Origin of the sequence: Nocardiopsis baichengensis YIM 90130 (genome assembly GCF_000341205.1) — a bacterium.
Lineage (GTDB): Bacteria > Actinomycetota > Actinomycetes > Streptosporangiales > Streptosporangiaceae > Nocardiopsis_A > Nocardiopsis_A halophila.
The window spans coordinates 106,060-130,391 of sequence record NZ_ANAS01000036.1 but is presented as its reverse complement, the minus strand read 5'-3'; the positions used below and the strand labels follow the sequence as shown (position 1 = coordinate 130,391).

Annotated in this window: 24 protein-coding genes; 10 read left to right on the top strand and 14 right to left on the bottom strand. The window is 72.3% G+C overall.

Annotation, left to right across the window (positions count from 1 at the left end; genetic code table 11):
* Positions 1–8: 8 nt before the first annotated feature.
* Entirely contained in the window at positions 9–1,199 is a 1,191-nt protein-coding gene (gene fxlM, locus C892_RS29540) for a methyltransferase, FxLD system (RefSeq protein WP_161632001.1), read from the top strand.
* Positions 1,200–1,413: 214 nt separating this feature from the next.
* On the opposite strand, the gene C892_RS0124620 is transcribed toward fxlM, so the two are convergent.
* Positions 1,414–1,599, bottom strand: a complete 186-nt coding sequence (locus tag C892_RS0124620; protein ID WP_017559379.1) for a DUF397 domain-containing protein — start codon at positions 1,597–1,599, stop codon at positions 1,414–1,416.
* Positions 1,596–2,414: a helix-turn-helix domain-containing protein gene (locus C892_RS0124615; RefSeq protein WP_026124611.1), complete on the bottom strand. Its 819-nt coding sequence runs from the start codon at positions 2,412–2,414 to the stop codon at positions 1,596–1,598. The genes C892_RS0124620 and C892_RS0124615 overlap by 4 nt, the downstream gene beginning before the upstream one ends.
* 180 nt (positions 2,415–2,594) lie before the next feature.
* On the opposite strand from C892_RS0124615, the gene C892_RS0124610 reads away from it, so the two are divergent.
* From C892_RS0124610 to C892_RS32670, 9 genes are all read left to right on the top strand, one after another.
* Positions 2,595–2,906: a hypothetical protein gene (locus tag C892_RS0124610; protein WP_017559377.1), complete on the top strand. Its 312-nt coding sequence runs from the start codon at positions 2,595–2,597 to the stop codon at positions 2,904–2,906.
* Positions 2,903–3,091, top strand: a complete 189-nt coding sequence (locus tag C892_RS0124605; protein ID WP_017559376.1) for a hypothetical protein — start codon at positions 2,903–2,905, stop codon at positions 3,089–3,091. Before C892_RS0124610 ends, C892_RS0124605 begins: the two co-directional genes overlap by 4 nt.
* Positions 3,092–3,428: 337 nt before the next feature.
* Positions 3,429–3,737, top strand: coding sequence for a hypothetical protein (locus C892_RS0124600; protein WP_017559375.1), 309 nt, complete (start codon positions 3,429–3,431; stop codon positions 3,735–3,737).
* Between the two features lie 32 nt (positions 3,738–3,769).
* Positions 3,770–5,830 carry a tetratricopeptide repeat protein gene (locus C892_RS0124595; RefSeq protein ID WP_017559374.1) on the top strand — a complete coding sequence of 687 codons (2,061 nt, stop codon included), beginning with the start codon at positions 3,770–3,772 and terminating at the stop codon, positions 5,828–5,830.
* A gap of 76 nt (positions 5,831–5,906) precedes the next feature.
* Positions 5,907–6,227: a hypothetical protein gene (locus C892_RS0124590; protein WP_051060601.1), complete on the top strand. Its 321-nt coding sequence runs from the start codon at positions 5,907–5,909 to the stop codon at positions 6,225–6,227.
* Positions 6,224–6,865: a hypothetical protein gene (locus C892_RS0124585; protein ID WP_017559372.1), complete on the top strand. Its 642-nt coding sequence runs from the start codon at positions 6,224–6,226 to the stop codon at positions 6,863–6,865. Before C892_RS0124590 ends, C892_RS0124585 begins: the two co-directional genes overlap by 4 nt.
* 85 nt (positions 6,866–6,950) lie before the next feature.
* Entirely contained in the window at positions 6,951–8,198 is a 1,248-nt protein-coding gene (locus C892_RS0124580; protein ID WP_017559371.1) for a tetratricopeptide repeat protein, read from the top strand.
* Positions 8,195–9,289, top strand: coding sequence for a hypothetical protein (locus C892_RS0124575; RefSeq protein WP_017559370.1), 1,095 nt, complete (start codon positions 8,195–8,197; stop codon positions 9,287–9,289). Before C892_RS0124580 ends, C892_RS0124575 begins: the two co-directional genes overlap by 4 nt.
* A gap of 305 nt (positions 9,290–9,594) precedes the next feature.
* Entirely contained in the window at positions 9,595–9,726 is a 132-nt protein-coding gene (locus C892_RS32670; protein ID WP_017559369.1) for a hypothetical protein, read from the top strand.
* A 608-nt stretch (positions 9,727–10,334) separates the two neighbouring features.
* Here the strand turns inward: C892_RS32670 and cas2 are convergent.
* From cas2 to C892_RS29510, 12 genes are all read right to left on the bottom strand, one after another.
* On the bottom strand, positions 10,335–10,637 hold the full coding sequence (gene cas2 / locus C892_RS0124565) for a CRISPR-associated endonuclease Cas2 (RefSeq protein ID WP_017559368.1): 303 nt from the start codon (positions 10,635–10,637) through the stop codon (positions 10,335–10,337).
* Positions 10,638–10,644: 7 nt separating this feature from the next.
* A complete protein-coding gene (gene cas1, locus C892_RS30170; protein ID WP_083934465.1) occupies positions 10,645–12,531 on the bottom strand; it encodes a CRISPR-associated endonuclease Cas1 in 1,887 nt (628 codons plus the stop codon).
* A 551-nt stretch (positions 12,532–13,082) separates the two neighbouring features.
* Positions 13,083–14,303, bottom strand: coding sequence for a type III-B CRISPR module RAMP protein Cmr1 (gene cmr1 / locus C892_RS0124555; RefSeq protein WP_017559366.1), 1,221 nt, complete (start codon positions 14,301–14,303; stop codon positions 13,083–13,085).
* 21 nt (positions 14,304–14,324) lie between these two features.
* Positions 14,325–15,947 (bottom strand): hypothetical protein, encoded by a 1,623-nt coding sequence (locus C892_RS0124550; protein WP_017559365.1) that lies wholly within the window; start codon positions 15,945–15,947, stop codon positions 14,325–14,327.
* Positions 15,944–17,002: a hypothetical protein gene (locus C892_RS0124545; protein WP_017559364.1), complete on the bottom strand. Its 1,059-nt coding sequence runs from the start codon at positions 17,000–17,002 to the stop codon at positions 15,944–15,946. The genes C892_RS0124550 and C892_RS0124545 overlap by 4 nt, the downstream gene beginning before the upstream one ends.
* A complete protein-coding gene (cmr6, locus tag C892_RS29535) occupies positions 16,999–18,042 on the bottom strand; it encodes a type III-B CRISPR module RAMP protein Cmr6 (RefSeq protein ID WP_017559363.1) in 1,044 nt (347 codons plus the stop codon). Before cmr6 ends, C892_RS0124545 begins: the two co-directional genes overlap by 4 nt.
* On the bottom strand, positions 18,039–18,533 hold the full coding sequence (locus C892_RS29530; RefSeq protein WP_017559362.1) for a type III-B CRISPR module-associated protein Cmr5: 495 nt from the start codon (positions 18,531–18,533) through the stop codon (positions 18,039–18,041). Before C892_RS29530 ends, cmr6 begins: the two co-directional genes overlap by 4 nt.
* Complete coding sequence (cmr4, locus tag C892_RS0124530; RefSeq protein WP_017559361.1) at positions 18,526–19,491, bottom strand: type III-B CRISPR module RAMP protein Cmr4; 966 nt, start codon at positions 19,489–19,491, stop codon at positions 18,526–18,528. The genes C892_RS29530 and cmr4 overlap by 8 nt, the downstream gene beginning before the upstream one ends.
* Positions 19,488–20,681, bottom strand: a complete 1,194-nt coding sequence (locus C892_RS29525) for a type III-B CRISPR module-associated Cmr3 family protein (RefSeq protein ID WP_083934464.1) — start codon at positions 20,679–20,681, stop codon at positions 19,488–19,490. Before C892_RS29525 ends, cmr4 begins: the two co-directional genes overlap by 4 nt.
* Positions 20,678–22,543 carry a Cas10/Cmr2 second palm domain-containing protein gene (locus C892_RS29520; RefSeq protein ID WP_017559359.1) on the bottom strand — a complete coding sequence of 622 codons (1,866 nt, stop codon included), beginning with the start codon at positions 22,541–22,543 and terminating at the stop codon, positions 20,678–20,680. The genes C892_RS29525 and C892_RS29520 overlap by 4 nt, the downstream gene beginning before the upstream one ends.
* A gap of 29 nt (positions 22,544–22,572) precedes the next feature.
* A complete protein-coding gene (gene cas6, locus C892_RS29515; RefSeq protein WP_086003178.1) occupies positions 22,573–23,391 on the bottom strand; it encodes a CRISPR system precrRNA processing endoribonuclease RAMP protein Cas6 in 819 nt (272 codons plus the stop codon).
* A 545-nt stretch (positions 23,392–23,936) separates the two neighbouring features.
* The gene (locus tag C892_RS29510; protein ID WP_040685579.1) at positions 23,937–24,254 is read right to left on the bottom strand and encodes a hypothetical protein; all 318 of its coding nucleotides are present in this window, start codon (positions 24,252–24,254) and stop codon (positions 23,937–23,939) included.
* Positions 24,255–24,332: the final 78 nt, after the last annotated feature.

Below are 24,332 nucleotides of genomic sequence, written 5' to 3'. Positions count from 1 at the left end.
GGAGAGAGTTGGCTTCTACCGAAAGCGCCGCCCAGATGCGGCAGCGACTCGTCGACCGGATCCGCGAGGGCGGATGGGCCACCGGCCCCGGGGTGGAGGAGGCGCTGCGCACCATCGAGCGCCACCTGTTCCTCCCCGACGCCGACCTGGGAGAGGCCTACGCCGACAAGAACGTGCCCACCAAGCTCGGTCCGGACGGGGAGTGCCTGAGTTCGGCGTCGACCTCGACCATCGTCGCGATGATGCTGGACCAGCTCGACGTGCAGCCCGGCGCGCGCGTCCTCGAAATCGGGGCCGGCACCGGCTACAACGCCGCCCTGCTCACCGCGATGGGCGCCCGCGTGACCACGATCGACATCGATCACGACGCCGTGGCCCACAGCCGCAAGGCCCTGGAGCGGGCCGGGATCGAGGGCGTGCGCCTGGTGGAGGGCGACGGCGAGGAGGGGGCGCCCGATACGGCTCCGTTCGACCGCATCATCGTGACCGCCGGAAGCTGGGACATCCCGGGGGCGTGGTTCGACCAGCTCGCCGAGGGCGGCGTGCTGGTGGTGCCGCTGCGGTTCCGCGGCACCACCCGCTCCTTCGCCCTGGAGGAGGAGAGCAACGGGGCGATGCGCAGTCGCGACGTGCAGCTCTGCGGGTTCATCGCCATGCGCAACGACGACGGCGAGATCGACATCGACCTCGGCGGCGGAGTCACCCTGCGGTGCGACGACGACCAGGGCATCACCGCCGAGAAACTCAAGGGCGTGCTGGAGACTCCGCGCAGTGAGGCCTGGTCCGGAACGCAGATCGACTCCGAGCCCCTGCACGGGATCTGGGGGCGCCTGGCCGTCCACGACGCCGGAACCTGCCGCATCACCGCCACATCCGAGGCCGTGGACAGCGGGCGGGCCGAACCGGTCATCCCCATGCTCACCCCCGCCCTGGCCGAGGGGGCCTCACTGGCCTACCTCGCCCACCGGCCACTCGACGCCCCTCAGGAGGGCAAGCGCACCGAGCTCGGAGCGATCGGCCACGGCCCGGCCGCCCAGGAGCTGTGCGCACGCCTTGTCGAGAACATCCGGGCCTGGGGCCGCGATCGCGGCGACTGGCTCACCGCGACGGTGGCCAAAAGCACCGTGGACGCGCCTTCCGCCCAAGGGCGGCGGATCGACAAGCACCAGAGCGTGCTGTACCTGGACTGGAGCCGGTGAAGCGGCATCCGAAGCGGGAGAGGGAGGAACGCCTAGGGGAAGGCGGTAATACCGGGCAGGCACGACGCCCTCTGACGTGAATGGCCTGGTCTGGTCGCACGTTGGGCTGACTCCTCTGGCAGTGAGGGGTAACGTCGCGTCTGCAGCATCGGCCCCACACCAGGTCCGCGGGTGTGGGGCCGAGCCTGTACCCAAGAGGTGAAGGCGTGGTGGTCTAGAGCTCCCGCTCCTTGAGGGCGCTCAGGAAAGACCACCAAACACTTGCGGGGAATTCCAGCTGGTCACCGCTGGGGTTCTTGGAGTCGCGGACCTGCGCCGTCTCCCCCACGGAACGGCACTCCACGCAGTTCCCACCGCCGCCGGTGCTGTAGCTGGACTTGGTCCAGGAGTTCTTCATCATCTGGCGTACTCTTCCATGATCTTCCGGATGTAGTCCTGCGATGCCTCACCGGGTAGTGCTGCACCTCGCAGATCTCCAAAGACGCGGGCGTAGTCGTTGGTCGTTGCGCTGTCCTCCACAGGTGTTCCTGACGCGCGCGTCTCGGTGTATACCACCTGGCCCCTCTCGGGCACCGTGATAAGGAGGAACGAACCGTCGAGCCCTGGGTGGTTGCGCGTTCCGTAGGGTATGACCTGCACTGAGACGTTGGGCTGTCGGGCTACCGCCAGGAGGCGTTCGAGCTGCCGGGCCATGATCTCAGGATCGCCGACGACGTGGCGCAGCACCGCCTCGTCCAGGACGAGGGCATAGATCGTATGGGACTTCTCCGCGTCCAGAACACTCTGGCGTCCGATGCGGGCCCTGACAGCCTCCTCGACCTGCTCGCTTGATGCCGCCGGGCGGCCAACGCGGATGAACGCGCGAGCGTACTCCTCTGTCTGCAGAAGCCCTGGAAGAGCGCACAAGCGGTACTCACGGATCTCCGACGCCTCGCGCTCTAGAACCGCGATGTCTCGGTAGTAAGCACTCAGCCCATTCGGACTGAAGAGGGAGTCCCATAGCGACAGCAGCGACTCTTTGGTGTTAAGGGCCGCGTCTACCAAGACCACTTTGTCTCGTTTCGGAGCCTTCTCTCCGCGCTCAATGGCTCCGATGAACGCCTGCGAGAGGTTCGCCCTCCGACCAAGCTGTGTCTGCGTTATCCCAGCTAGATCGCGTTGCCGGCGAACTTCGTTACCGAAGCGCTTCCGCGCCAGTTGGGGGGATAGAACCATGGGAAAACTATGTAGCACTTCTCAAGCACTGTAAACCCCTACCGCTTTCAGAAGTTTGCTTTAAGGGAGCATTCATAGACGCTGTAGGAACGGAAGCGCCATCGTCGTAACACACGGAACCCCCGCGGTGACGGCGACCACCCGGGGGCACGGACCCACCTGCACACGAGGTGAGAAGCCTTGGAATCTACCCCCAACCCGACCTGTCAGGGCAGCCCTTCGGACGAACCCGGCGGCATCTACACGATCTGCCGCCGGTTCAAGCTCGACCACCCGGGATGGAACCTGGACCACGACCCCAGCGCCCCCGACTACCGTGCCTTCGTGGCCACCCGCGCTATTCCCCTCACCGAGGAGGAGCGGGCCGCCGGCCTGCAGGACACCATCAAGGCCGAGTCCCCCGTCGCCGCCGCGGCCCTGGTGCGCGTAGAGCGATCCGAAAAGGACCTGCGGGCGCAGGGGAACGCCGCTCCGGCCGGAGGTGTGGCGTGAACGAGCCGCTGCTGGACGAGGCGTTCACCGAGGCGGCGCAGCGAGCCGAGCGGGCGGGGCTGCGGCTCACCCGCCTGCCGGTTCCTACCGGGAACGAGTACCGGCTCTTCCGGGGCGGGCGGTGCATCCGCCGGTACCGCTTCCTGTCCGGCGTGCAGGCGTACCTGCGGAGTCCTCGGCGATGAGTGTCCCGGGACCGTGCTCGGCGTGGATCGAGCGGAACATCCGTCCCTGTAACCGCCCCCTGGGTGGGCAGTGGGCCGAGCTCACCGCCCTCGTCCGCACCTGGCTGGCGCTTCACCCCCAGGCTCCCGCAGTCACTGCGGAGCAGTGGCCTTTGGACACCTTCGCCGCCGGCACCCAACGCGCGGTGGTGGAGGAAGGCGGCGCGGCGTTGGGGGACGCCGCGCCCCGGCCCGGGGGTGAGGGGCCCCGGGCCGCCCACGCTCCCGCCCGGCCCCGGTCGACCGCCACCGACCCGTCCCGGGTTCGGGCGGGCACCACCACCCGACGGAGCTTGCGATGTGCGCCGCCGACCTGATCCGCGCTCTGCACCGGCACCTGGTGCGGCATGGAGCCCGTTGCCGGATCGTGGCCGAGCCCCGCCCCGAGGGCGCGCTCATCCTCTTCGACGAGCCGTACCTGGTCGTGGTCGCCTGCCCGCCGCTCGTGCGGTACCCGACCCGCCAGGGGTGGGCCTACATCGACACCGGAGACCCCGGCCGTGACCCCTCTGACCTGGAATCCGCGGCGGTGCAGATCCTCGGCCACCTGAGCCGCCTCACCGACCCCCTCGACGCGGCCCGGCCCGCCCACGCATCCGCCCAGTGAAGCCCCCGTCCCCCCTTTTCCTTGAGGCCCCTATGAGCAACGACGTCGGACCGGTGGACGGCATCGCCGTGCAGGCCGGGAGCATCAACGGTCCGGTCACCATCACCACCGCCCCCACAACCGGGCCTGTGGTGCCGCGCCAGCTCCCCCGGCGCCCACCGGTCCTGGTGAACCGGACCGAGGTGCTCGACCGGCTGGAGGAGTTGCACGCCCGCCCCCGCTCGGAGGTGCCGGTGCTGCTGCTCACGGGACTGGGCGGGGTGGGCAAGACCGCGACGGCCGTCGAGTTCGCCCACCGCATCCAAGGCTCCTACCCGGACGGGCAGGTCTTCGCGGACCTCGGCGGGACCGCGCGCCCGGCCCCGCCGGGCGACGTGCTGGGGGCGGCACTGCGCGCCCTTGGAATCCCCGGATCGGCCCTTCCCGCCTCGGCGGCGGAGCGGGCCGCGGTGTGGAGGACGGCCGCCGCCGACCGGCGCCTCCTCGTCGTCGCGGACGGCGCGACCAGCGCCCGCCAGCTCCGCCCGCTCATCCCCTCCGGCCGACAGTGCCTTCTGCTGGCCACCTCCCGCCTCCACCTGCCCGACCTGGCCCTGGACGGCGCGGCCCAGGTGCGCCTGGGCCCGCTGTCGGCCCGGCACGCAGCCGAGCTGCTCGGCCGCCTGCTCCACGGCCGCGCACCCGCCGACCTGTCCCTGGTGGCCGGGTGCGCCGGGATGCCGCTGGCCGTGGCGGCCGTGGCCGGGCGGCTGCTGCTGCGCCCCGCCGACGCCTTCCAGATCGCCCCGCCTCGCACGTTCCGCTTCCTGACCGAGACCGAGGAGGCCGCCATGGCCGAGAGGATCACCGAGACCGTCCAGGCCCTCCCGGACGGAGCCCGCGCACTCTTCGCGCTGCTTGGGGTGCACCCGGCCGCGCGCTCGCGCATCGGGGCCGCCGATGCCGCGGCGCTCGCCGGGACCCGCGAGGACCTGGCGCACCAGCACCTGGAGGTTCTGGCCGCCGCGCACCTGGTCGAACCCGGCCCCACCGCCTCGTGGCGGATGCCAGAGCCGGTGGCCGCGTGCGCGAGGCGCGCCGCCGGCGAGCTGGCCCCGGGCGCCGCCGGGGCGGCTTTGGCCCGTCTGGCCGAGTGGACGGCCTCCACGGCCACCGCGGCCGACACCGCCGCCAACCCCCACCGCACCCTGCGGCTGTGCGCCGGCACCGTGCAGGTCCCCACCGGCCTATTCCACGGCAGGGACGAGGGGCTGTCCTGGTTCGACGAGAACGAAGCCCTCGTGGAGGGGGTCCTGAGGGCCGCGCACGAGGCCGGGCTGCACGCCCAGGTGTGCGCGATCGCCGAGGCACTCAAGACCTGGCTGCACGCCCGCCGCCCGGTCCGCCTGTGGGAGCTGGCCTGCTCGGTGGGGGCGGCCTCGGCCAACGCGCTGGGCTCGCCGGGGCCGCAGGCGGCCGTGGCGCTGATGGACCACGTCCGGCTCATGGCCAGGGGCGACTTCGATGCGGCGGCCGATGCCGCCCGCCGCGCCCTGGGATACGCGCACGAGGCCGATAGCCGACTCGCTGAGGCGAGTGCCTGGCAGAACCTGGGCTCGGCGCTGCGCGAGCTGGGGCTCACCGGGGCGGCGGTGGAGTGCTGCCAGGAGGCGGTCTCCCTGTGCCAGGCCGCCCCCGGAAGCACCCGCGAACTCGGCGTGCAGCGAAGGTTCCTCGGCGAAGCCCTGGCAGCCGACGGCCGTGCCGAAGCCGCCGTCGATGCCTACGGCCTGGCGCTGGCCGCCGTGGAGGAGGCGGGTGACACCACCCAGCAAGCCCACGTCCTCATCGGGACCGCCCAGGCGCACCTCGACCTTGAACAGCCCGACCAGGCACGCCGGGCCGCACAGCAGGCGCTGGGCATCGCCGAGGAGACCGGGCACGTCCACCAGCTCGTGGCCGCGCACCGCGAACTGGGCCGCGCCGCCCACGCACAGCACGACGCCTCAGCGGGCGAGCACCTGCGCTCAGCGCTGGAGCTGGCCGAAGCGGCCCACATGCGCCCCGAGGCCGAGGAGCTGCGCGAAGCGCTCGCCGGACTCGACCAGCGCTGAGCACCAAGACTCCCGCCCCTTTCTCTCTTCCCCGAGGGGCGGGCCCCTTCCCCACACCCCACGAAGGACCCCTCCAATGACCCCTGACTGCCTTGATCCCGCAGCCCTGCGGTGGAGCGGGCACGGCCGCGCGGCCGTGCTGCACCTGGACCGCGCCGGCACCGCCCTGCACCTTCCCGCCGAGCCCGCGAGCCTTCCCGTGCTCGAAGTGCTCGCGCGCAGCGCGCTGCGCGAGTTCCCCCTGCTCGATCCCCGCACCCCGTGTGCGGAATGGATCCACGGCTTCACCGACCAGCTCCTGGGTGCGATGTCCGCGGTGAGAACCGGCGGCCTCCCCGACACTCCCCACTGGCCCCACCGTGCCCACCTCCTGCACGAGAACGCGACCGCCCCATGAGCGCAGCCACCGACCGCGACACCGCGCTGCTGTGCCACCCGATGGTTCCGCCCCTGACCGTGGCCATGGCGGCCGCCCTGCTCGACCACTCCGACACTGAGGCCGCCCGCCTGCTCGCCGGGCTGGAACAGGCCGGGAGCATGCGCCGCACCCGCCACGGGGTGTGGAAGCCGGCAGGCCGCCGCCCCGTGCGTCCCCTGGACCTGGCCGACCTGCTCTCCGGGCTCGCACGGGTCGCCGACCACCTCAACGGGTGCGCCCTGGAGCACAACGCCGCCGTGGAGCAGGCCTGGGGCAGGGGCGATCCCGACGAGGCGGGGCGCGCCTTCGCCGAAGCGCTCGACTGGTTCGATGCCCGCCCCCACGCCGACGCGCTGCTGCGGTGCGCCCCGGCCATCGCCGACGAGGAGCATTTCCGGCGGATCGTCATCGAGGCCGCCGAGGAGTGGGCCCACTACTTAACCGTGGCGGGCCGCTGGCAGGACGCCGCCCACCTGGCCACCGCCGGCCTCAGGGCAGCCGAACGCAGGAACTGCGCCGCCTCGGCCGACAGGTGCCGGAACTCACTGGCCTATGCCTACTGGGCCGGCGGAGACGACGACTCAGCCGAGCAGGCCCTGGGCTTCAACGATCCATAGCCCCCCGCCGCGACGACCGACGGCTCTTCCCACCAGCCCCCACAACCCGCCAAGGAACACTCACCCCTGCCCCCTGGAGGATCCTTTGCACGACGAGCTTCAGACCACCGCCGAGCGGCTGCCCGAAGGCGCGCGGACCGCCTTCGCCCGCCTGGGGCTGCACCCGCTGCCCCGCTACTCCCTGCCCGCGGTGCGCGCCCTGGCCGGAACCGACGACACCGGCGCCCACCGGACCATCGACCACCTTGCCGATGCCCGCCTGCTGGGACCGGACGGCCCCGGGGTGTGGCGGATGGGCCCCGACGCACACCGCCTGGCGCGCGAACGCGCGGGCGACCTGGCCCAGGTCGAAGCCGACGCCGCCACCGACCGGCTCCTACAGGCCTACCTTCTGGCTACGGCCGCTGCCGACGCCGACCTCGACCCGTGGCGGTGGCGCTGGGCGAGCGAGGTCTTCGATCGCGCCGAGCCCACCGGGGCGGATCCGGAGCCGGTCCTTGCCTGGTGGGCGGGTGAGGGGGAGACGGTGCGGGCGCTGGTGCGGCTGGCCGGCCGCACCGGACGCCACCGGGCGGTGGTGGAGTTCGCCGACACCTGCACCGCATGGTTCCTACAGGCAATGCCGGTGCGGGCCTGGGAGGAGATCCTTGCGCTCGCCACGCACTCGGCGAACGTCCTTGGCGATGCGGACGCGGCGGCCTACATCCGGCTGCTCCAGGCCCAGCGGCACACGGCCGCCCACCAGTGGGACCAGGCCGCCGAAGCGGCCCGCGCGGCCCTGGAGCACTGGCGCACCACCGACCACACCCAGGGCGCCGCCACAGCGCTGGGGGTGCTGGCCGAGGCTCTCACCGCCGCCGGGCACCCCGCCGAGGCTCTTCCGCACGCCGCCGAGGCCCTCGACCTGCACACCGAACTCGGCAACCAGCACACACGCGCACTCCAACTCTGCTCCCAGGCCCGGATCCTCACCGCGCTCGGGCGCCACCACCAGGCCCTGCGCGGATTCACCGAGGCCCTGGACACCTTCACCGAGCACGGCGACACCTACCAGCAGGCCCAGGTACTCATCGGCCGCGTGCCCGCGCTGATCGCCACCGGCCGCATCCACCAGGGCGCCGAGGGCGCCTTCCTGGCCCTGGCCTCGGCCCGCACCCACGGCCGCCTCCCCCAGCAGGCCCAGGCCCTGCAAGCCCTCGCCGAGATCGCCGGCGCCCGCGGCGAGACAGAGCCCCGGTGCCGGCACCTGGAAGAGGCCCACAAGATCCTGGCCGGTCTCGGCTCGCCCGACGCCGACCGGGTGGCCGACCAGCTCGCACGGGAGGTGCGGTGAGCACGGACCGGATGGAGCACTTGGAGGACGACCTCCGCACCGCACTGGGGCTCCTGGCCCTCTACCCCGGGTGGGTCCCGCCCGCGGTCAGCTCCCTGCTCCTGGACACCAGCCGTGCCCGCCGCTCGCTGCTCCTGCAGGAGCTGAGGACCATGGGGCTGCTTCGGATGAGGGGGCAGGAGGTCATGGTCCCGCCTGACCTGCGCGCCCGCGCCGCCGGGATGCTCCCGAAACCGGCACGGGAGGCGTCCCGGTCCCGGCTGGCCCGGCGGTTCCTGCGCACCGCCGAGCTGTGCGCGTGGGCCACCGCGCCGGGCCGGGGCGGGCCCACCGGCCGCATCGACCACGATGCCGCCTGGAACTGGATGCAGCACCACGCCCGCGCCCTGGTCGAGCTGGGCCGCGCCCTGTCGGCCCAGGGCGACCATGCGGCGGTGTGGCGCCTGGCCGGCGCGGTGGGGCCGCACCTGCACCGCACCGGCCTTGCCGCCGAGCTGGGACAGGCGGCCGAAGACGGGCTGGCCGCCGCCCAGGCGCTGGGCGATGGGCGCATCGAGCTGGCGATGCTCGCCCTGGCCGCCGAGGCCGAGACCGCGAACGGGGAGTCCGCAGGGCAGGCCGCCGACCGCCTCCAGCACGCGGCCGAGCAGGCCGGGGCCGAGCGGGAGACCGCTATCGGGCTGCGGCTGCGCGGGCAGGCAGCCGCTCAGCGAGGCGACCACGCCACCGCGCTGCGCCGCCTGCGCCGCGCCCACAGCGCACTCGCGGAGTTGGACGACGAGCGCCAGCAGCACCTGGCCCTGCGCCTGCTGGGCCAGGCGCAGGCCGCCAACGGCCACCCCCGAGAGGCCCTGGAGTCCGCCGGCCCAGCGGTCGGGTTCTTCGCCCGGCTCGGCGATCGCGCCGAGATGCTCGCCGCCCTGGCCGTCCGCGCCGGCGCACTGGTCAGCCTCGGCCGAAGCGGCGAGGCCCGAGGCATCGCCGAAGACGCCCTGCAACACGCCCGGCGGCTACGGCTCGGACCAGTGGTGGCCAGCCTGCACACCACGTTGGCGGGCATTCAGGCTCCTGCCGAACACACGCGGGCATGAGGGCCGCCCCCGAAACCGGGGGGCGACCCCGCGGCGGACTCGCCGGCCTTCCCCGCCGCCCTGGCCCGGCCGGCGAGACACCTCGGCTCCCGGGCCCTTGGGGTCTCAATGCCAGTCCGGAGAGAGCATGTTTCTCCTGCTCAAAGATCTCTTTCCGGAGTCGCTCAGCACGCCGGGGTGAGGCAAGCTCCTGGCTGCCGCAACAGCGAAAGCCAGGAGGCCCAGATGACCATCGGCGAAGCCACGACACCATCACCGCCGCAAACGGCCACACCATCACCCTCACCCTGGACACCGGGAACACCGTGACCGGGACCGTGGACGGTTTCGGCGCCTCCTTCTTCGACCTGGCCGAAGTGGACGGCGACACCACCGACCTGCGCGCCACCTCGGACGGGGTGCGCATCGGCTTCCACCAGGTGGATTCCGTAGCGTAAGCGGGAGATCACTAATCAGCTACGCCGCGAAGAAATTCAGCAGGCCGCCCGACGACATCCAGGGCGGCCTCATCGCCTCACAGCGCGTTCCCCGCCCCAAACATCCTCCACTCTTCGGGCTTTGACATCCTTCGGACCGCGTCAAGAAGAAGTTGCGCTACGCCAACCGGATGTTCTTATGCCCTTCGGGCTTTGACGTCCTGCGGACCGTGGCGAACCGCTACCGACGTATCGTGTTCATCGGGTTCTTATTCCCTTCGGGCTTTGACGTCCTGCGGACCAAGCTGACGGCACGCCGCTCCGTCGTCCTGTCGGGTTCTTATGCCCTTCGGGCTTTGACGTCCTGCGGACCGCTGATCTTCTGCGGCTGCTGTACTGCGTGATAGTTCTTATGCCCTTCGGGCTTTGACGTCCTGCGGACCTCTTGCCGGATTCTACGGCATCTGACCTGCGCTGACGATGTCCGATTGCACGGCACCACCTGCCCGACACCGACAACCATGGTGACGCACACCATATTGCAGTGTTTCGGCTTCTTGAGCTACGACGACGCCGTGCACGCGATCATGCTCTTCGACCGGTCCCCGGGCATGGCTGTACACACCCGCTCACAGGATCCAGAAGTCATCGCGCTCCTCCAGCCGCCTGTTGCCCAGAACGGTGACCTTGTCCAGGTCGGGGACCCGCAGCGGGTAGATGCGGACCTGGTCCTCGTCCTGCTCGATCAGCCCGCGCAGGCACCGGGTGAGTTCGTCGTAGGCCTCCGGCCCGGTCACCGCGGCCTCGAACACGCTGTACTGCACGCGCGGACCATAGCCCGACAGCAGGTCGGAGACCTCTTCACGGCGGTCGTCATCAGCGATGTCGTAGCAGACCAGGTAGAAGCGGCGCCGGTGCGGGTGCGTCCCCATCCCCGCCTCACCGCCACGCCAGCGGACGGTAGGCCTGCTCTTCGCCGGCGATGACCGCGGCCAGCAGCCGGGCCTGAGCCACCAGCGCCGTCCGGTACGACACCCGCCGCCCCAGTCCGGGATGGCGTGCCAGGGTGAGCATGCGGGTCTCGTAGGCGGCCAGGAAGGTCTTCAACGCATCGGGTTTCATACGGCAGCCGCGCTCGGCCTGTGGGGTTTCGAAGTCGGCGGGGGTCAGCTTGGCGCCCAGCAGCAGGCGGGCGACGACGGCATCGACGATCAGCGGACGGAACTCCTCGATCAGGTCCAGGGCGAGGCTGGCGCGGCCGCGGCGCAGGGTGTGCAGGAACCCGCCCTCGGGGTCCAGGCCGGCGATATGGCAGGCCACCACCGCATCGTTGAGCAGCAGTGTGTACCCCAGGGACAGCATCGCGTTGACGGGGTCGGGCGGCGGGCGCCGCCGCCGGTGGGTGAACCCCCATTCGGCGGGCAGCAACCGCCCCAGAAGGCCGAAGTACTCGCGTGCGGCCGCCCCCTCGGTCCCCAGGAGTTCGTTCATCCCGGGCGTCTCCAGCGCCGTGGACCGGGCGTGCGCGAGGTGCTCGGCCGCAGGTGCGATATCGAGGGTCCGGGCTCCGCGTTGGCGCGATGCGCGCAGCAGGCCGGTGCGCAGGTTGGCGATCTTCCCGGCCACGAACACGCGCGCCAATTCCATGGCGCGGGCGCCGTCCAGCGCGGCCTCGTACTGGGCGGCGCGCACATGGACGTCTCCGCCCAGGGCTGCCGACAGGCGCCCCTGGAAGCGGCCGAGATCGTCCAGGAGTACGAGTTCGACGCCTTGGCGCAGGGCCCTGTGCAGGAACGGGGTGCTGAATCCGACCCGGCCGATGCCCACCACCTGGCGCACCCGCTTGAGGTTGACCGACAGCAGGATGGTGTCGTTGTGTTCCACCCGGACCCGGTCGCCCCGGCTGCGCACCAGTGCCCCGGGCCGGGTGATGTACATGGTGGCCTCCAGGGGACTGGCCCGCTCACCGGGAGGGGCCTTGCTCTGGCCTCCCACGGTGCGGCCCAGGAAGCGCACGCCTTCGTCGAAGGAGACGATCTGCGACTTGGCCGCGTTGAGTTCCAGGCCCCACTCGCGGGCGGCCTCGGTGGCCTGGGCCAGAGCCTGCTCGGCGGCGTGGCGGGACTCGGAGGGGACGGCGAAGTCGTCCCCGTAGCGCAGGACCTGGCGGCCGCGCTGGAGCAGGGCGCGGTCGAAGGAGTCCAGGTAGAGGTTGCTCAGCAACGGGGACAAGGCGCTGCCCTGGTGCAGGCCCCGTCCGCTGCCCGGGCGCAGGCGGCGGGCGCCGGGCCCGCGGGACTTGCGCTGGATGAAGTGCTGGACCAGTAGGCACAGCTCCGCGTCGGGCACCAGTTCGTGCAGGCGGGTGATGACCGGCCACCGGGGGATGGTCTCGAAGCAGTCGGCGAAGTCGGCGCGCAGCACCCACGTACTGCCGCTCTCACGGGCCTCGGCCAGTGCCTGCACCGCGTCGGGAACACCCAGTCCCTTGCGGTAGGCAAAGCTCCACGGGAGCAGGACCGGGTCGATGCAGGGTTCGATCACCGCGAGCACGGCACGCTCCACGACACGGTCGCCGACCGTCCCGATGCCAAGCAGCCGCGCCTCGCCGGAGGGTTTGGGAACTTCGAAGGCGGTCACGGGCTCGGGGGCGTAGGTCCCCTCGCGCAGCTGCTCGCTGATGTCAAGGAGGCGCCGTAGGGCGCCCTTCTCGAATTCCTGGACGGCAGTGCTCTTCACACCGTCGTCGAGGTCGTTTTCGCGCACTTCATGCCAGGCGGCGGACAGCGACTCCTCGGAAGCAACTCGGTGGAGCAGGGTTCCCATTGGAACTCCCAGTTTGAAGTTCTTCTACATTTGAGGATTGCCGCCCTTCGGGCTTTGACGTCCTTCGGACCCCGTGATCGGTGTCGCGTTCATCGCGCTCATCTTGTTCTTATGCCCTTCGGGCTCTGACGTCCTTCGGACCACGCCGTCCAGCCCGCAAGCACCGCGACGACGTCCGTTCTTATGCCCTTCGGGCTTTGACGTCCTTCGGACCACGCCGGCTGAGGTTGCCGACATCTTCCGTGTTGACGTTCTTATGCCCTTCGGGCTTTGACGTCCTTCGGACCTCTTGCCGGATTCTACGGCACCTGACCTGCACTGACGATGTCCGATTGCACGCGACCTCCCGACCACCCACTCGAACCCGCGTGACGCGCACCACAAGCTGCCAGCGCGGTGTCTAGACCAGCGAAAACGCGCTGCACGCGAACTCCCGTTCCAGCGCCCCGGCGGGTGCCCCTGTACACGCCCGCGCTGCGGCCCGGTGCCGCCCTCCCCTGAAGACAGCAGGCCCACCGGCCCCTGGCCCGCCCTCGTCCCGGGCGCGCGGACTACTGCCACTGCGGATCGGCCTCGCCTTTCATGCCCTCCACCCATCGTCGGCTCAGCTCCACCACGTCGCAATCTCTGATCTCGACCGGCCCGCGACGCTTATAGGTCTCAACGAGCGGGGGGTTACCGGGCAGGAAGCGGTCGTGGAAGGCGAAGGAGAACAGGTGCCACTGGCCGCCCTGATCGGCCACGGGGCGCAGCCACAGCGGGGACGCGCGGCGCTCACCGACCCGCCCGCCGTTGGCATAGACCACGGGCAGGCCGAGCGCGCCCAGCGGGAACAGCGGGTGGGTCGGCGGCGCGGCCCCGGCAGCGTCGTCCCCGGCCGCCTGTCCCTGCTGGGGGGTGGTGTGCACGGTGGCCGGTGTTGCGGCGACGCTGGCGCGGAAGCGGGAGAAGCAGGTACCGGTGTGCGCGAGCAGGCCCTCCCACGTGCGATTGGAGGCGACGCTGAGTCCGGCGCAGGTGCGCGCCCGGCTCAACACCGGGTAGGTGGGAACCTCGTCGTCGTTCCAGGGGCGCGCGAAGACCCCCGGTTTCTCAAGGTCGACCAGCTCGGGCAGGTGGGCGGCGCATTCGCGCAGTTCGGGGGTGGCGGTCCACAGCCGGGTGAGGTCGCGGTAGTGGTCAAAGCCAGGGCTGCGCAGGCTCTCCGCGGTCCAGGGGATTGCCTTCAAGTGCTCGGCGCCGTCGCTGACCCCTTCGATGGACAGGCCGCCGAAGCCGCGGCGCACGCGGGCGCCGACCCCGCCGTAGGCGCACAGCAGCCACAGGGCCGCCAGGGCGAGCGCGTCGACGGCGGGATTCCCGGACAGTCCTATGCGCAGGGGGAACAGACCCGCCTGTTCCGGTGCCACGTAGGGACGCATGAGGCGGTAGCGGCCGCCGACGATGGAGCCCATGCCCTGGCCCAGGAGATAGCCCAGTCCGGGACCCTTTTCGCCGTTGTCGCCGTATTCGAGCCATTGCGGCCTCTGCTCCCATTCGACGGGCAGGGGCCGGGCCAGGCGCACCGCGATGGGCGAGGGAGCGCCCATCGCGCCGAACACGCTCTCCTCCATGCGGCGCAGGGTGTCCACGTCAGGTCCGGCCACCGTGCCTGCCAGGGCGCGAAACCAGAAGGCCATGGGACCGCGCAGGGAGGCCGGGCGCAGCCCGGCTCCGTCGTCGCCGTTGAAGATCGGGGTGCGCACCCGCATGCGCAGGGTGATCCAGTGCATGGGTTCCGCTCCGTTTCCGTCTCAGGGGTGGGTGGCCGAACGCCACTCCAGGTGGGCCAGCGGGGCGGTGATGGAGCGGTCCTCCCACAGGATCTGGGAGAGCACGCCGACCGTCAGGCACCAGGCCGAGGCCAAAAGGAGGGCGGCAAGGGGGTCTGCGGCGGCCTGGCCGCCCAGGCCCGGCGGCCGGGGTCCCTCGCCCTGCTCGGCGAAGGCCGGCGCGAGCACGACCAGGCCCACGAGGCTGACCAGCCCTGCGTGGACCCAGCCCACCGCGGCCACGACCAGGGCACGGCCCAGGGCAGCGCCGCGGGCAAGCCCGTGGGTGCAGGCCTCCACGACGAGGTAGCCGTAGGCGATCGCGAGCAGCAGCGCGGCGGCCTGCACGGCATCCGAGGGGGGCAGGAGCTCCAGGCGGGAACGCTGCCACCAGTCGGGCAGCGCGATGAGCACGGTCAGCCCGAGTGCGGAAGCCGCGGGAAGGCGCAGCAGCCACTGGGCGGCCCAGATGCGGCCCAACCACAATGTGCCCCCTCCAATGGCCAGGTAGGTGGCGGTGGCAAAGGCGGCCCCCAGGGCGAAGTGGTGTGCCAGGGCCAGCCCCAGGGCGGCCGCGGCGAGTGCCGTGACGATTCCGACGACGACGGAGCCCAGGGCGGTGGAGAACGGGTCGGCCAGGGCGGCCACGCGCCCTAGGCGGAAGCGGGGCAGGAGGTGGTGCTGGGTGACGTCCCAGATGAGGGCTTCGTCTTCGCCGTCGTCGAGGTCGGATTTGGTGAGGGGGACGTCGGCCATCACCAGCCGGGCCGCAGAGAAATGGAGGGCGGTCCTGGTGAGCAGGTCGAGTTCGGTCTCCACGGCCGTGGGCGGGGACTGGGCCAGGATCGGGTGGTCCTGGCGGGCCGTGAGGGCTCCGTACCACTCGCAGCGGGCCTGGCGGGCGCGTTCGAGGAACCGGTGCCACTGGCCGGGGCCGAAGATGCGCCCGGCCGGGCCGTAGATGTCGCCGCCGTCGGTGTCGACGACGGTGGGGATCCATACCGAGGCCGGATCGGTGCCGGGGGCCGCGCCGGGGGCGGGGGCGGCGCCGCGGTGGCGCAGGGGTTCGCTGAGCAGCAGGAAGCGGGTGCGGGCGGCCGCGGGGAGCAGCCGGGCGCGCTCGCCGGTGGTGGTGGACAGGTGGCGCCAGAGGGCCTCGGCCGCCAGGCAGGCCCGCTGGTGGACGGTGGCGGGATCGGGGTCGGGGGTGGCCGCTTGGGCGCGGTGCAGCAGCTCCTCGGGGTCGAGTGACAGGTCCTCGATCTGGGAGGTGGCCGCGGTGGCCGGGTCGGCCAGGTGGGCGGCGAAGGCGGCGAGGGCCCGCTCCAGCTCCTCTGCCGAGCGCGGGCCCGGTGTGTCGGCCGTGGCGGGCCGCTCCGGCCGCCCCCTGGGGCGCGGGGCGGGGTCGGGCAGGCCCCACAGGCGGTGCAGGTGGGGTTCGAGCCCGTCCCAGGCTCCGGTCCGGGCCTGGGGGGCGTTCCGGGCCTGGGGGCCGGTATGGGTGCGCAGGTGGCCACCGATGCCGCCGGTGAGGCGTTCGAGCAGGGGTTCCAGTGCCTGCGGCAGGGGCGCAGTGCCGTCGGAGACAGAGGCAGCGGACGTCATCGCTTGGGCACCACACCGATCAGTTCGAGCAGCCCTTCACCGAAGGGGGTGAGGTACAGGTTCTCCTGGGGGCGGCCGGTGGTGCTTTCGTAGGCGTAGCCGTAGAGCGTGCCGTGCCCGTTTCCTGGCCGCATGGTGCGGCGGCGCCCGGCCGCACGCGGCTTGTCCTTGTCCACGTTGGCCAGTTCGGCCCTGACCGTCTGCCAGGCCAGGCGCCGCAGCGGCACGCTGATCAGCTTTTCGGCGGTCTCCTCGTGCAGGATGTGGGCCTGCACGGAGGAGACCAGTCCCAGCGGGTGCTCTTCGTCGGCCATGTCGGTCAGGCCGCGCATGCCCTCGGCCAGTCCGATGAAGTAGGGCAGGGCGGCCTTGTAGCCGCCGGAGAGGTGGAAGACGTAGTCGCCGCCCGCCCCGCACACCTCACGGATCAGACGCTTGCCGAGGACGCCGAGGTGGGACATGGCGTCGGTGAATTCCTCGGCCGAGGATGCGTCCAGGCCGGGGACGGGGGCGATGAGCACCGCCGCGTCCTGGGCGCCGGTGCGGGCGCCGCTCTTCACGTCGAGCAGCCCCACCCGCCGTGCATCTCCGTCGGCCAGGGCGAGGCCGTTCCACAGGGCCGAGATCAGCCCGGCCGCGGTGTCGGTGCCGGCCAGGACCGCGGTGTCGCCGCGCCGCAGCTTGGTGGCTGTTCTGGTCTTGAACAGCCCCTGCCGTTTGGGCTTTCCTTCGGCGAAGCGGGTGATGGCGGTCATCTCGGCACTGATGCGCTGGGTCCACAGGTCGGGGCGGAAGCGTTTGACCTGGTCCTCGAGCCCCGAACCCGCGGGGTCGTTCAGGGCCGTGCTCACCTCTGCGCGGGCCTGCTCCTTGTCGTCGCTGTTCGGGTACAGCCGGGACCTCAAGCTGAAGGGGTCCTTCTCCCTCGGGTCGACGAGTGCGCGGACCACCCCGCGGTCTTCGCGGGTGAGCAGGGATTCGCGGCGGTCGGGGTCGGGGTCGGCCTTGGCGAGGTTCTCGCGCAGGCTCACCCCGACCGGCAGGATATGGATCATGGCAGGACCAATTCGTCGACGGTGGTGTAGCCGTAGCCCGCTGCGGTGCGCGCCCCCAGGCCCTGTTCGGTGGCGGCGGCGGTGAGCCAGTCGGCGGCCTTGCGGGTGGCCGCCGGTTCGTCGCCGACCAGATCGGCGGTGAAGGCGCCGCTGAGGGAGAGGAAGGGTTGGGGGTTGGGGGGCTCGTGCTCGCCGGGCGGGGTCTGGGGGCCGTCCTTCTGGGTGCGGTAGGGCTGCTGGTGCGGGGTGATGACGTCGCGGTGCACGACCGGCCCGTGGCCGTCGGCAACGGCGCTCTCGGGCAGGGCGTCCAGGAAGCGCACCCCGCCCGGGGCCGGGCTCTCCCCTGTGTCGTCTCTGTCGGCGGGCTCGTCGGTGCTTTCAGTCGTCTCGTCCTGGAGGCCGGTCGGCGGCGGGTCGCCGAAGACCGCGCGGTACTCCTCCAGCGGGGCTTCGGCGCGGCGTGCCCAGGCGGCCGCGGCGCCTTTGAGACCGGAGCCGCGCAGCAGCGGCCACCCGTGGGTGCCGTGCAGGTGCAGCCCGAACTCGTGGTCGGCCAAGGGTTCGCCCAGGCCGATGACCAGCCGCCATTCGGTGGCCAGGCGCAGCCGCAGGACGTGCTTGCCGCTCTCGCGCAGGCACCGCAGGAGGTGGTCGCGGCGGGCCTGCAGCGCTTCGGCCCGCTCGGGGTCATAGCCCAGCCGGTGCTCCCGGGCCCATTCGAGGGCGGGCTCCTCGGGGCGGGCCTTTTCGTTGGCCTCGCCCACCAGTGCCAGGCGGCGCAGGAGGATCAGGGCGTTGGCTCCGGCCTTGAGCCGCTCACCGTCGAGCTCGAAGCCGGCGGTGCGCCGCGGGCGGCGCCCCTTGACCGGCTTGGCCGGCTTGAGGCTATTGCCGTCATGGTCGGTGACCTGGTGTTCCAGCCGGACTCGGCCCTCGATGAGGCGCCCGGCGGGACCGGCGGCCGGCCAGTGGCCGACATCCCGGAGGGTGAAACGCGGGTGCGGGTGCCGGCCGGGGTTGTGCTGGGAGGGGCTCATGCCTGCTCCTGGGAGGGGGCGTCCTCGGCGCTTTCACCGGCGCCGCCGGTGGTGTCGGCGGGTCGGGCAGCCTGGTAGCGGGCATCGGCGATGCGGGACATCCACCCCGCGACCAGGTCGGCCTCCACGCAGATGCGGGCGTAGGCGGTGGCATCGGCCTGGCTGAGCGCGCGCAGGAACTCCGCGGGCGCGGTATCAGACGTGACGTCTTCGAGCAGCTCCTCCTCGGCGATCCGGCCGATGAGCAGGTCGCGCAGGTCGCGGTAGGCGCGGGCCACGGCGGTGGTGTCGCCGGACTTGGAGTGGATGAAGGCGAAGGCCGCGACGAAGCCGGTGGAGCGCAGCCGCAGGGGGAGCTGGCGCATGCGGGTGCGCAGGGTCTTGGCGGCCTCCACGTCGGTGCCGGTGTCGGGGAGGATGCGGGCGGCTTGGGCCGCCATGGCCTGGTCCAGGCGCGGCGCGCGGGGCTGGGGCTGCGGGGGTTCACCCATCGTGGTGCTCCTGCGGGGTCGCGGGGTCGACGAGGCGGGCCCACATCAGCCCTTTGCCGGTGCTCTCCTGCCCGCCGATGCGCAGGGGCTTGCCGTCGAGCAGGGTGTGCAGCCGCTGCAGGTGGGCGGAGGCCTCGGACCGGATCAGCGGGGTGTCGGTGCGCAGGGTGATCAGGGCCGCCAGCAGTGTCTCGGCGGGCAGGTACTCGCTGGTGAACATCTGCTGGACGGTCTTGGTCTGGCGCCCCAGTTGGACGCGGACGGCGAACTCGGTGCACTCGCGCAGCAGGGTGCGCATCACGGTCTCGTCCAGGGCCACCAGGTCGGTGCTGAACTTCTTCGCGAACGGGGCCAGGTGGTCGCCGGCCAGGGCCGTCCTGGACAGGTGGGCGGCCCAGGCCCGGACCGGGTTGGCGGCATCGGCCTCCAGGGCGGGGATGTCCACGACGCAGGGGCCCAGCACCTCGCCGCGGGGCCCGGACCAGAACTCATCGGCCGCGGCCGCCTCGGCGTCCTCCAACTCGACCGGGGCGGGAGGGTCGATCTCCATCAGGGCGTGCTTGCGGGCCAGGCGGGCCAGGGCCAGCGGGGAGGTGGCCCAGGCGAAGGAGCGGCGCAGCGTGGGCACTGGCAGCGCGACCAGTTGGGCATCGCCCACCATCAGCGACCCCGGGGTGGTGGCCTCGTCGGTGTCCTCCCCCTGGCCGCCCCCGGCCTGCTGTCCGTCCCCGTTGTCGGCGATGTCGGAGCCGAACACCGCGGTCACCGCCTCTAGGTCCCAGCCGGCCTCCCCGGCGGCCTGGCGCAGGGCCCCTTTGAGGCTCTGACCCCAGACGAGGGGGTAGCCGGTGGCGGCCTCCCGCTGGATGGGCAGGTCCAGGACCCCGTCGGCGGCGGCCGCCCCCGCGTGCACGGGGGATTCGGCGTAGAGGTAGAGCAGCAGGGACGTGGTCGTCATGTCCAGACTCCTGTGAGCACGATGCCGAACCCGGCCGAGTGCAGTGCGGCCTGCTCGGGCGGTCCGGGTGTGCCGCCGGGGTGGTCGGCGGCCCAGTCGGCGGCGGGCGTGAGGGGGCGGTTGTGCCAGCGGGCGGCGAAGGAGGCGGCCGTGCCGGCAGGTAGTTGCAGCCAGTAGACCGAGCCGGGCGGCACCGCCCAGCGCAGCATGCGGGTGGCGCCGAAACCCCGCCGGGAAGAAGCGGTGGCCACCGGCATCGGCTCCCCCACAGCCGCAGCCACCAGGGACGCCTGCTCCGGCAGCGGCGGGCACCACCCATCGGGCCACAGGGCCGGGGTGGCCACGTACAGCAAGAGCCGGTCCTGCGGGAACTCCTCGGGCCGCTGGGGCCAGACCCCCTCCGGGCCGACGGGGGCGGCCTCCGTGGTCACGTCGGCCATGCGCGTCTGCCCGCCGAACGGCACCGGGCTCCTCAGCTGCAGGGGGTGGCCGCCGGGCGCGGCGGTCTGGGCCAGCAGGGCCCAGCCGGGCCGGGGCCGCAGGTGGGTGGCCTGGTACAGGTAGCCGATGCGCACCTGTCGACCGCGCCGGGCCACCCCGATGCGCGGCTCAGCGGCCCACGGGGGTTCGGCGGCCGGCTCCAGACGGCCCAGCGCAACGGGCTCCCCCGGCGTGGTGAACAGTTCCCCGCGCAGGTAGGAGCCCAGCGCATGGGCGTGGACCAGCCCTGCGAGGGGCTGAGCGCCCCAGGCGTCGGCGGGCTCCTGGAGCAGTCTCCGCGGCGCTGCCGGGGCGCCGGTGCCCATCGCACCCAGGTCGCTCGCGGAGGAATCGGCCCCGGGCGCCAGGCGGTAGGCCGAGCGCCCGCCCGCATCGACCACCACGTCCAGGGGCGCGGGAAAATGGGGCTGCCAGGGGCCGTCCTGCCGGTCGCGCCGGGCGGCGACCGGCCCGCGCACATAGGCGAGTTCGCCGCCGTGGGCCCGGCCCAGCGCCCCGGCCACGGTGCTGGGCCCGGGGGTGATGGTCTCGGCCACGGCGGCGCCGTCGTCACCGGCCTCGAACCGGCGCCCGTCGCGTACCAGAACGGTGTCGTGGGGCTCGATCACCGCCCACGTCGCAGGTCCGGCCCCGGCGTCGGGTTCCTGACCGTCTGCCGGGGCGGCGGCCGTCGCAGGGGTGGTCCTCACATGCACTCCTTGGCAACGAAGGTTCCCACTCGCACCGCGTCGGCCAGCGCCCCGCCGCCCCGCCAGGGCGGGGCCGCCCCGGCCAGGATCCGCAGCCGCTTGGCGGTGTGCGAGGCGAACTCCTCCCGTGCCGCCTTGGTGGATCCGGAGGTGTGGCGCAGCACCAGGCGCCGCAGCTCGTGCTCGTAGTCGTCCTGGTCGGCATCGCGCAGCTCGGCCAGGGCATCGCGGTCGCGCTCCACATCGGCCAGCAGCCGCGGCGAGAGCACGCGCGGCCGGACCTGCTCCCCCTGTGCTTCGCGGCCTTCGGGGGGAGGCGCGGGCAGGAAGACCGCCATGTCGTCGGCGGCCAGCGCCGCCCCGGGACCGGTCTCGGGCCGCCAGGGGTGAACGGTTGCCCCTCGGGCGCCGGAGCGGCGGATGTAGCCCACCGACAGTGCGTGCTTACCGGGCATGCGCTTGGCATCGGCCAGCACCTGGCGCACCGTCTCCAGCACCGCGTGCAACGGGTAGCGGTGGTGGAAGAACAGCACGGCACTGGAGGCGGAAGGCAGTTGCGCCTTCGCCGTGGCCGGTGCGCCGTAGCAGGCGACCGCGGCCGCCAGGGCGGTGGCGGCCGGGGTGAAGGCGAGCAGGTCGTCGCCGCCGGCGTAGACCGCATCGCCCAGGAGCTCGGGGGCGCGCAGCAGGTCGGTCTGTGCGCTAGCCACCGCATCGAGCTGGGCCGAGACCTGCCGGTGGCCCTGGGGCGTGGGGGTCCGGCCCAGGTGCGCGCCCATGTCGTCGAGGTCTTGTGCGAGCACGGCCAGATGCGGGACCGGCGGGGCCACCCCGCGCTCGCCCATCAGCCTCTCCAGCTCGCTCGCGGCCATGCGTCCCAAGGCGCAGTGCTCGGCGAACGCGGCGAAGCCCGGCCCGGTGGTGGCCAGCCCGAATTCTCGGGCCAGCGTGGCCGCCTCCCAGGTCTTCGGGTAGACCCAGCGCCCGCCGCGCCCCCACAGCCAGCGCAGGGCTTCCCCTTCCGGGCGCTCCAGCCCGGGCACCGGTGTCTCGGGGGTGTCCAGTACCGGTGTGCCGGCAGGGACACCGTTCGGGCGGTGCGCGACCATGGCGTGCAGGTCGACCACCGCCCCAGCCACATCGGAGTCGGTGGCTGCGTGCTCCAGGACGGCGCGCCGGTAGAAGGCCGAGGCGAAGCCGCTGGTCGAGGCGATGCCCTGGCTGCGGTGGGGCGAGTCGCGTGCGGCGCTGCGGCCGCGCTGGCGCTTGACCCAGTTCGCTGCGGCCAGCGTGTCGTCCTCGTGCTTGGGCATGCGCTTCTCGGGGCGCGGGTCCACGGGCCAGCGCGGGCTCAGCGTGCACACCCGGGTTCGGGGCCAGGCCTGGGCCCGGAAGTCCTGAACGCGTTTGCGCGCGGCCAGCATCTGCTGGGCCCGCTGCCACTGGCCCTGGTAGCCGTCGTCGGAGGCAGGCGCGCACACCCACACCACCCGCGGCATCCCCGGCGTGGCAGGTGCCCCGCCTGCACCCTTGTAGACCTCTTCGACGGAATCGGACCACTGCTTGTGCACGGCGGCGGCGGCCAGCGCGGCGATGTCGGCTCCTTCGCCGGCCGGGGCCAGGGCGACGATGCGGTTGGGGGCGCCGGTGGAGGGCGTGGCCGAGGGCAGCACCAGGCGGGCGCGGTGGGCGGCGCAGGTGTGCGCGGCGGTCTCGGCCAGCTCGGACATGATCCGGCTGGCCGCGCGCAGGTCGGCGGTCGAGCGCGACTCGGTGATGAAGCGCTGCACCCCCGACAGGGCGACGATGATCAGGTCTTCTCCGGCCTCGGGCCCGGTCCCGGGCGCCGCCTGCTGTTCCATGTTCGCGCCTGATTCGTTCCCCTGCCCCGTCACCGGGCCGCCCCCGTCCGCCGGGGCGGCGCGCTACGAGCGCCGTGGTCGGCACCGCGGCGGCGGGAGCGGGATGCTCCGGCCGAGGGGGGATCCTCCCCCGGGTAGACGGTGACCTGGCCGAGTCCGTGGGTGGTGTGGGCGCCGACCCCGCTGAAGGAGGCGAAGCGCCACAACGCGGCCAGCCACCGCCGCAGCGCCAGCGGCGCCTGCGCCGAGAGCCCGAAGGTGGCCGTTCCCACGAACCCGGCCCGGCCCTGGCCGCGAAGCTCCAGGGGCACGGTGCGCACCTCGTGACGCGCCACGTACACCGAGGCGAGCAGTTCCGCCGCCTGGGGCTCGGGAACGACCAGCGGGCTGAAGGCGTTCCACCGCCGCAGCAGACCGGACATCAGTAGTTCGGGCTCGGGCAGCGGGAGGTTGCGCCCGCCGCGGCGCACCAGCGCCGGCGCCTCGAACACCACCCCGACCCGGGACACCGCCGCACACGTGGCCAGATCGGCGTAGGAGGCAGTTTCCTGCTCCACAGCGCGCACCTGCACCGGCCGCGCCCCCAACCGTGTCTCCTTCTGGTGCCAGGACTCCCAGGCCGGGACGCGCTCGTCATCGAGCCAGCCGATCACCAGCGAGCCGGCCGACTCGCCGCGGGAGGGGGACGGTGTACCGATCCCCTGCAGCGCGAACGGCTTCACCGGCGCGTGATGGTCACGGTCCTCATCCTCCACCAGGGCGCACGCAAGCCCGTGCGCCTGTGCGGCCGTGACGCCGCCCGCTCCTGCGGCCGCGCCGTGCACGTGGACCTGTAACCGACTCGGCACGTGCCCCTCCTCCCGCCTAGGGTCGCTGCGGTCTTTGCACCGTCAAAGACGCGGCTCCGCACCCCCTGGGGGTGCGGGGAAGGTGAACGCTAGCAACCTGGGCTCTGCGTGCGGGGCGAAAGCGCAAAAACATGGCCACAACCGGCGCGAGCATGGACACCGGTACCCGCCGGCGCGACAATCCCGCAGGTGAAGGCATGCCGGGTTCGGCCGTGTACAACAGGTGCGGACACCGCCCCAGAACCCATGATCGCGTGCACGGCGTTTTCGCAGGTAGAACCCCCACAAGCCGACTTTGAGACGTGCATCACCCGACTCCGAAGCATCTGTGGAATGGTCGCGTGCAATCGGACACCATCACCGCAGGTCAGGTACTGCGAAATCCCGCAAGGGGTCCGAAGGACGTCAAAGCCCGAAGGGCATAAGAACACACTCCTGGTCGATTGACGCTGGACAGAGACTGGTCCGAAGGACGTCAAAGCCCGAAGGGCATAAGAACACACTCCTGGTCGATTGACGCTGGACAGAGACTGGTCCGAAGGACGTCAAAGCCCGAAGGGCATAAGAACTTGAGCCCGCCGTCGCGCAGCTTCTGGAGTTCCTCCATCGGTCCGAAGGACGTCAACGCCCGAAAGGCGCCGCCCCTCCACGGGCCACTCGGTGGACACGAGGGAGCGGCGGACGAGTTCGGTTTCTTCGTCACCCTTGGTGGGCGCCTGGCTGATGAGCACGCTGCGGATTTCGTCGGGTCCGCGGAAGCGGGGGATGTTCCCATGGTCGCCTGCGGCGAGTTCGATGACAGGCTCGCCGCGGTGGTCGAGGAGGTCGGTGAGCCGGTCGCCGGTGTCGGGGCCCAGACTCATAGGGCGACGCCGGAGATGAGAACGGCCCGATTGCCCCACATTGGTAGGGCCGACCTAGATTTGCTGGCCTGCCGGGCA

Coding starts and splice junctions, on each gene's coding strand:
- cas1 (WP_083934465.1), bottom strand. CDS start 12,531: ATGGGAACCCTGCTCCACCGAGTTGCTTCCGAGGAGTCGCTGTCCGCC.
- C892_RS0124620 (WP_017559379.1), bottom strand. CDS start 1,599: ATGATGAAGAACTCCTGGACCAAGTCCAGCTACAGCACCGGCGGCGGT.
- C892_RS0124600 (WP_017559375.1), top strand. CDS start 3,429: ATGTGCGCCGCCGACCTGATCCGCGCTCTGCACCGGCACCTGGTGCGG.
- C892_RS29530 (WP_017559362.1), bottom strand. CDS start 18,533: ATGGGTGAACCCCCGCAGCCCCAGCCCCGCGCGCCGCGCCTGGACCAG.
- cmr1 (WP_017559366.1), bottom strand. CDS start 14,303: ATGCACTGGATCACCCTGCGCATGCGGGTGCGCACCCCGATCTTCAAC.
- cmr6 (WP_017559363.1), bottom strand. CDS start 18,042: ATGAGCCCCTCCCAGCACAACCCCGGCCGGCACCCGCACCCGCGTTTC.
- C892_RS0124550 (WP_017559365.1), bottom strand. CDS start 15,947: ATGACGTCCGCTGCCTCTGTCTCCGACGGCACTGCGCCCCTGCCGCAG.
- C892_RS29510 (WP_040685579.1), bottom strand. CDS start 24,254: ATGAGTCTGGGCCCCGACACCGGCGACCGGCTCACCGACCTCCTCGAC.
- C892_RS0124585 (WP_017559372.1), top strand. CDS start 6,224: ATGAGCGCAGCCACCGACCGCGACACCGCGCTGCTGTGCCACCCGATG.
- cmr4 (WP_017559361.1), bottom strand. CDS start 19,491: ATGACGACCACGTCCCTGCTGCTCTACCTCTACGCCGAATCCCCCGTG.
- C892_RS0124545 (WP_017559364.1), bottom strand. CDS start 17,002: ATGATCCATATCCTGCCGGTCGGGGTGAGCCTGCGCGAGAACCTCGCC.
- C892_RS0124595 (WP_017559374.1), top strand. CDS start 3,770: ATGAGCAACGACGTCGGACCGGTGGACGGCATCGCCGTGCAGGCCGGG.
- C892_RS0124615 (WP_026124611.1), bottom strand. CDS start 2,414: ATGGTTCTATCCCCCCAACTGGCGCGGAAGCGCTTCGGTAACGAAGTT.
- C892_RS29520 (WP_017559359.1), bottom strand. CDS start 22,543: ATGGAACAGCAGGCGGCGCCCGGGACCGGGCCCGAGGCCGGAGAAGAC.
- C892_RS0124590 (WP_051060601.1), top strand. CDS start 5,907: ATGACCCCTGACTGCCTTGATCCCGCAGCCCTGCGGTGGAGCGGGCAC.
- cas2 (WP_017559368.1), bottom strand. CDS start 10,637: ATGGGGACGCACCCGCACCGGCGCCGCTTCTACCTGGTCTGCTACGAC.